Origin of the sequence: Ureibacillus galli (genome assembly GCF_014836845.1) — a bacterium.
Taxonomy (GTDB): domain Bacteria; phylum Bacillota; class Bacilli; order Bacillales_A; family Planococcaceae; genus Ureibacillus; species Ureibacillus galli.
Genome location: NZ_JACSQA010000016.1, coordinates 76,721 through 83,390 on the forward strand (window position 1 = coordinate 76,721; position 6,670 = coordinate 83,390).

5 protein-coding genes and 1 pseudogene are annotated in these 6,670 nt (G+C 36.8%); 5 read left to right on the forward strand and 1 reads right to left on the reverse strand.

Features of this window, described 5'->3' with window-relative positions:
• Nucleotide 1: 1 nt before the first annotated feature.
• Nucleotides 2-1,177 (forward strand): M20 family metallopeptidase, encoded by a 1,176-nt coding sequence (locus tag H9636_RS11555; protein WP_191707737.1) that lies wholly within the window; start codon nt 2-4, stop codon nt 1,175-1,177.
• Between the two features lie 142 nt (nt 1,178-1,319).
• Here the strand turns inward: H9636_RS11555 and H9636_RS11560 are convergent, their stop codons facing one another.
• Nucleotides 1,320-2,294: a S8 family peptidase gene (locus tag H9636_RS11560; protein WP_191707738.1), complete on the reverse strand. Its 975-nt coding sequence runs from the start codon at nt 2,292-2,294 to the stop codon at nt 1,320-1,322.
• A gap of 251 nt (nt 2,295-2,545) precedes the next feature.
• Here H9636_RS11560 and H9636_RS11565 point away from each other — a divergent pair, with 251 nt between their 5' ends.
• The 4 genes and pseudogenes from H9636_RS11565 to H9636_RS11580 form a co-directional block, all read left to right on the forward strand.
• Nucleotides 2,546-2,956 (forward strand): DUF5367 family protein, encoded by a 411-nt coding sequence (locus tag H9636_RS11565; RefSeq protein ID WP_191707739.1) that lies wholly within the window; start codon nt 2,546-2,548, stop codon nt 2,954-2,956.
• A gap of 879 nt (nt 2,957-3,835) precedes the next feature.
• A complete protein-coding gene (locus tag H9636_RS11570) occupies nt 3,836-4,012 on the forward strand; it encodes a hypothetical protein (RefSeq protein ID WP_191707740.1) in 177 nt (58 codons plus the stop codon).
• Nucleotides 4,013-4,127: 115 nt separating this feature from the next.
• Entirely contained in the window at nt 4,128-4,919 is a 792-nt protein-coding gene (locus H9636_RS11575) for a hypothetical protein (protein WP_191707741.1), read from the forward strand.
• Nucleotides 4,920-4,928: 9 nt separating this feature from the next.
• Nucleotides 4,929-6,670 (forward strand): annotated as a pseudogene (locus H9636_RS11580) (hypothetical protein); the annotation flags it as partial.

Genomic DNA, 6,670 nt, shown 5'->3' on the forward strand with positions numbered 1-6,670 from the left:
TATGATAAATGAAACAATAAAAAAAGCGATTCAAACAAACACCGAGGAAATAACGGCTATACGCAGAAAGCTTCACAGTGAGCCTGAACTGTCATGGGAAGAAACGGAAACAACTGCATTTGTCTGCGAATACTTAGATAGTTTGTCTATTTCCTATCGTAAGACACAACCAACAGGGGTCATTGCAACAATCGAAGGTGGAAAACCGGGAAAGACCGTTGCCTTAAGAGCAGATATGGATGCCCTGTCTGTTGAGGAACTGAACAAGGATTTGCCATACGCCTCAAAATTCGAAGGTAAAATGCATGCATGTGGGCATGATGCTCATACAGCAATGCTATTAATAGCAGCAAAGGCATTAAATGAAGTGAAGGATGAAATTCCTGGGAACGTGCGATTGATCTTTCAGCCGGCGGAAGAAGTGGCACAAGGAGCAAAAGAGATGGTCAAGCAAGGAGCGATGGAAGGTGTTGACCATGTGTTCGGTATCCATATCTGGTCGCAAATGCCGACACATAAAGTATCTTGTCAGCCAGGACCTTCTTTCGCATCAGCGGATCTATTTAAAGTCACATTTAAAGGGAGAGGTGGCCATGGAGCGATGCCGCATGCTTGTATAGATGCCGCGATTGTTGCTTCCTCTTTCGTGATGAATGTACAGTCGGTAGTCTCAAGAACGATTGATCCACAAAGTCCAGCAGTACTGACAGTAGGGAAAATGGTAGTTGGTACAAGATTTAATGTCATTGCCGAAAATGCGGTTATTGAAGGGACGGTCCGTTGCTTTGACCAAAGTACGCAGAATCATGTAGAGAACCAACTTAAGCATTATGCTGAACAAGTAGCAAGTATTTATGGTGCTACAGCGCAGGTTGAATACATTCGCGGTACACAGGCAGTGAATAATGATGTGGAAAGTGCACAGTTGGTGCAAAAGGTTGCGGCAGCGGCATTTGGAGAAGATGTGTTATATCCCGAAAAGCCAACGATGGGTGGCGAGGACTTTAGTGAATATATGAATGAAGCTCCTGGTAGCTTCGCGTTAGTAGGTAGCGGGAATCCTGAAAAAGACACGGAATGGGCTCATCACCATGGTAAATTCAACATCGATGAAGAGGCACTAACTACTGGTGCTGAACTTTACGCTCAATTTGCTTGGGCTTATTTGAATCAATAGAAGGATTCTTAATCCACATACCTTTTACGTCATTAGAAGCAGGATTGTAAATTTATTTTATCCTACAGGTAAGAGCCCAATTTCTCAATAGAGGAATTGGGCTTTGTGTTATACTTTCACATGTTTTTTCATTTTTGATATTTTAAATACGAGCCGCACTCATAATTTCTTGAATCTTTTCAACTAAGTTAAGTAAGAGGAAACCATTACCTTCAGAAGTTTTACGATTTCCTATTGGCATCGTACGTTTAATTAGCTGGGCATAAATTTCGGTTTCACTGAAAGGTCGACCAAACTCTTTTTCACTTAAATTAATAAGTAGAGCTATCGCCCCAGCGATGTGAGGAGTAGCCATTGAAGTGCCAGAAAGGGAGGCATATTTCTTTCCTGGGTAAGTAGAAACAACTTCTACTCCAGGCGCAACTAGATCGATTTCTTCATTGTTATTTGTAAATGGAGCAAGCGTTAAATTATGATCAACTGCTCCAACTTGAATCACTTCATTGTATTTTCCAGGATAAGAATACTCAAAAGTATCTTCACTATTATCCCCTTCGTTACCTGCTGCAACAACAACAGAGACATTTTGACTAACGGCTTTTTTAATCGCTTCATGTAATTCTGGAACATCTTCAGGCCCACCGAGAGACATTGAGATAACACGGACGCGTTCATCTTGAGGTCCACGCCATTCAACTGCATAATTAATGGCATTAATAATCCACTCATATTCGCCAGATCCATCTCCAGTTAATGCTTTTAAACTTAAAATTTTTGCCTTAGGGGCAACACCAACAACGCCATCATTATTCAAACTAGCAGCAATTGTTCCGGATACATGGGTTCCGTGTCCATTGTTATCTTCGAATATAGTAGGTTCTCCATCATAATCAGAAGTGAAATTTCGCCCATCGATAATTTGATCTTTGAGGTCTGGATGATCGGTTTCAATACCAGTATCAATCACTGCAACTACAATACCTTCACCATACTTACTAGCTTCCCAAATCGTAGATGCTTGAATTAAATCTATCCCTTTTGGCGTTTCGTTTGTCGTTTCTACAATCGACTCAATAGTGTAGGGAATTAATCTGACTTGTAACGGTTTTTGAATCATATTCATCCTCCTTCAAATTAAAATCGGAAGTTACTAATAAGTAATTTCTTCCTTCTTTTATAAATTCCACAAAAAATTTTGTATTCCTTCTTCTTCTAAAGTTATGAGGAAAAAATTTGAATTGTTTATTTGGAAATGTGAACTGCGCGGGAAAAAAACTTTTGCGAATTAACTAGGAGGGGAGGAAATATTTTACTATTATAGAAGTTTTAATGGTGAACAGTACGAATTTAATATGAGGTGAAAAGTAAATGAAAAGCTTTTACAAAGCGGCAATTTCGGGTGTTATAGTATGGATTTGCGCCATCATGTTCTTTGTCTTTTTTGGAGAGTTTGTTCTCTTTAGTCCGGGAACAAATGATTTTTTAATTAGCACAATTTTATTACTTATTGGTACAGGGGCTTTATTATGGGGAGTCACGTACGTATACTCTAAATTTGATCAATCAGAGAATTCCCCATTACGATTTGGAATGATGGGAACTGTCATTGGACTAATTTTCGATTCCTTTTCCTTAGCTAACTACCATTCCATTTTTCCGAATTTAGATGATTCACAAGTTATTGCGTTTACTGTTTGGATGTCTTTTGCCTATGCTTTATATTTAATCATTCCTACCTTTATAAATTACTTGCAAAAAATAATGCTTAATGAAAAGTGAACGAAGATTACCCCTTTCAGTTATTGAGGAAGGGGTTTTATAAGTAAAAATTTTATTAATCTATTCTTAAAAGTATTAATATATTTTACATATTTTACCACTAAAATATGAATATTGTATGTAGGTGAAACTAATATAAATGATATGTAGTGAAAATATCTTTAAAGAAATAAGTTCTATTAAAGTGAATTATATAGATACAAAGTACTTTTATTTTTGATTTAGATATTACTTTTTTTAAAATCTTTTAAAGTAGGTGAAGAATAAGATCTTCATCGTGAAATAGCGTCATAATAGCATTTCCACCTTATAAAACTGATAATCCCTCTTTTTCTTCTTTAATTGGATGTCTTCGAAGTTTTACAATCTTCAAATAACCACTAAAAAGACTTCTAAAATCTCTTTATTACTAGGAAATTGGCCAATAAATTTTATATTTTAAAGGAACTCAACTAATATTTGTTTATTTTGTTCTTTAAATTTATTTACTGAAAATGTAAAACAACAGAATCGATATTCCTATATAGCTTTCGGTGGCGTTAACAAATGAAATAGAAAAGTAAAAAAATAGTTCGATTTTATTAGTCAGAATATTTTTCATACTATAACATGTTTTTACATATTTACAATATATTATATCGATAAATGTATGAATTTGTAAAAACAGGACGAAATTATCTTGTTTTTCTGTATACAGAAAAACTATTATTTAAAATACATATTAAAATATTTCCAATTGTTTAGAATTAGAAATATTTTATATAGCTTAATAGACTTTTTATTTTTAAAAGATGGGAGATATAAAAGGCCTATTTATTTTGTATTCCCTAAGAAATTTTCGTTTACTCTATAGCTTCGTATTTGAAGGGGGGTGATGGTTTGTTACGTAGAAGAATTATGATCATTGTTTCACTATGTCTACTACTATTGATGACAGCTTGTAAGGCTGATGACTCTGATAAATCAAGCCAAACAAAAGGGGAAAAGGACTCTATTCAGGAAGAGAAGATTGAACAAAAAACGAATCCTGCAACTGTGGAAGTAGATAATTCGTAGTGTGTAAGTTTTTATGGAAATAGTATGTTAAATTACCTAAGTTTAAGTGTTTTGTAAGAATCCTATATTAACATTCGAGGAGTAGTGGAGTAAGTCAAATAGAAGGAGGAATGAAATGAAAGGGAGAATAAGTCACTCTAAAATATTCAGTTTAATCGTAATTGTAATATTATTGGTTAATAACTTATCTTCAATATTTATACCAGTTGCCACTGCAGCTACATTAACTGGTTCCGTGGCAGACAACTTGTACTTTACCGAGAAAGATCAAAATGAAAAAATACAAGAATTAACTGTTGAAGGTCAAGAATTTTCAATCGATTTAGTCTTACAGGCAGGACAAGATGTTGAGGCTGAAATGGTTTTACCAGAAGGGCTAACTCTTAGTGAAAATACTTTAACTCAAGAAGGCTTTACATATGAGGATGCTACTCGTTCATTAAAAGTGGACTGGACAAAGTTTACAGAAAACGACCAAATAAAACGGGTGGCTTTATCCTTTACAAATACTCTTGTAGATGAAGTCAGTATACAGGCAAAAACTGTGCGTGAAGGTCAAATTTATTACTCACAGCCTTTAAATATTATTTCTACATCTTCTGATTCAACACCAACAACGCAAGAAACTAATTCAGAAGAAGCGGTAAATGAAGAGGACAGCTCCAAAGTGTCAACAAATGAAGCTACATCCTCCACAACACAAGAAACCACTTCAGGAGAAACGCTAAAGGAAGAAGATAGCTCTAAAACGTCTAGTGGCATAAGTACGTTTGCTGCAGCAGCGGCATTTACAATCAATAATACAGATTCTTATGCCGGTGTTGTAAATAATGTTGCTCCAAAATTCATAATGTATCAGCTTGATGGAACAAGTACTGTAGTTAAAGCAAGTATAAACTTAAATTAACCTACATGGGTGGCAGGTTACAATGGCGTAGCTGTTTCTAAAGATAATTTTATTTATATTACAGCTTCGGGGACGTCAGGAACAACACCGATTATTAGGATATTTAAAATTAATAGTGATGGTACGGTAGTAGCTACCTATAATCCAACTTTAACATCTACAGCGACTGCAGCTGCTACTATGATTGGTAACAAGTATTATTATATTATTGGAACTACATTGTATTTTTACGATGTAGTTACTAACCAACAGGGATCCAAAGCTTTGGTTAACGATGCTGGTGCCCCTCTTACTGGTTTAGGAGCTGACCTAGTTGCTGATTCAGATGGCTATCTTTGGGTTTCGCAAAAAGACAACTTGCTACAAGTTAATCCAGCTACCGGCGGAATAATACGTGCGCTCCCTGTACCAGGGTTAAGTACTCAGATCCCAGTCGGCGTAAGGGCAATGAGTTTCCTTGCCGATGGAAGAATTATGATTACTTCTAACGGCTATAATGAGGTAAATTCACGTTTTACAATAGACGAGGATGGGAAGCTAACTAGGCTTGGAGATATAACTGGTATCCCTGTCACGTCCTATGGTATAGGAGACCTTGGTTCAGCAGTGACACCGATCTTTGAACCTTTTCCACCGATATTAGAATCAGATAAAGAAGTTAAAATAGCACAAAAAGGATTAGGAAATAGTTTAACTCAAATACAAACAGGTGACACACTAACTTATACGATTCGAGCACGTAATACGAAGGTTTCTCCTAGTATTTTAAAAGGCTTGTCTATTACTGACACCCTACCAGAAGGAGTGGAGTATGTTCCTGGCACATTAATGGTTGATAATCAATCCATGAGCGATGCAGCCGATACTGACAAAGGAGAAGTGGTTGGTGGAACGGTAACTGGCAACATTGGTGATGTCATCGATACTAATTATCATACCCTTGAATTCCAAGTGAAAGTACTCCCTGGATATGAGGGCAGCACCATTACAAATACTGCGAATGTTGACGGCATTAATGTTGAACCACAGAACCCATCAAAAGAATTTGATGTGGCTCTACCGGAAAACGCATGTGGACAAGTTTCGGTAGCATTAATCAATGGTAGTTTTGAGGAACCAATAAATACGAGGCCATTCCCAGACCCTACGGCCCCAAAAGGTATATATTCATATTTTCACGAAGATGAGGTTCCAGGTTGGGAAACAACTGCATCCGATAATTATTTGCAAATAGAGAGATATGAGAATGGATATGTAAAAATTTCTCGTGCTGATGGTAATCAGTTTGCGGAGTTGAACGCTTCGGAAGTATCAACATTGTATCAAGATGTCAATACGGTGCCAGGTCAGGTAATCTCTTGGCGTTTGGCTCATAGGGGAGATAAGGGTATTGATACAATGAATGTTAAAATTGGTGCAACAACTGTGCCAGTTAAAGATTTACAAACTGTAGCACAGCTAAGTTCTGGAAACCAAGAATGGAAGTATTACACGGGAACCTATACTGTACCGAACGGGCAAAAAGTAACACGTTTCGCATTTGAATCAGTTTCTACTGCTAGTGGAAGTACTGCTTCCGGGAATTTCCTAGATGATACCTTCCTAGGAACAGAACCATGTGTAGTGGCAGAAAAAACTGTCTCACCACAAGGGGAAGTTTTTGCTGGCCAAGAATTAACGTATGAAGTAACAACGAAAAATGGCGGCGGCGACGTTGCAGCGAATGCAGTCTTTGAAGATGCGATTCCAGA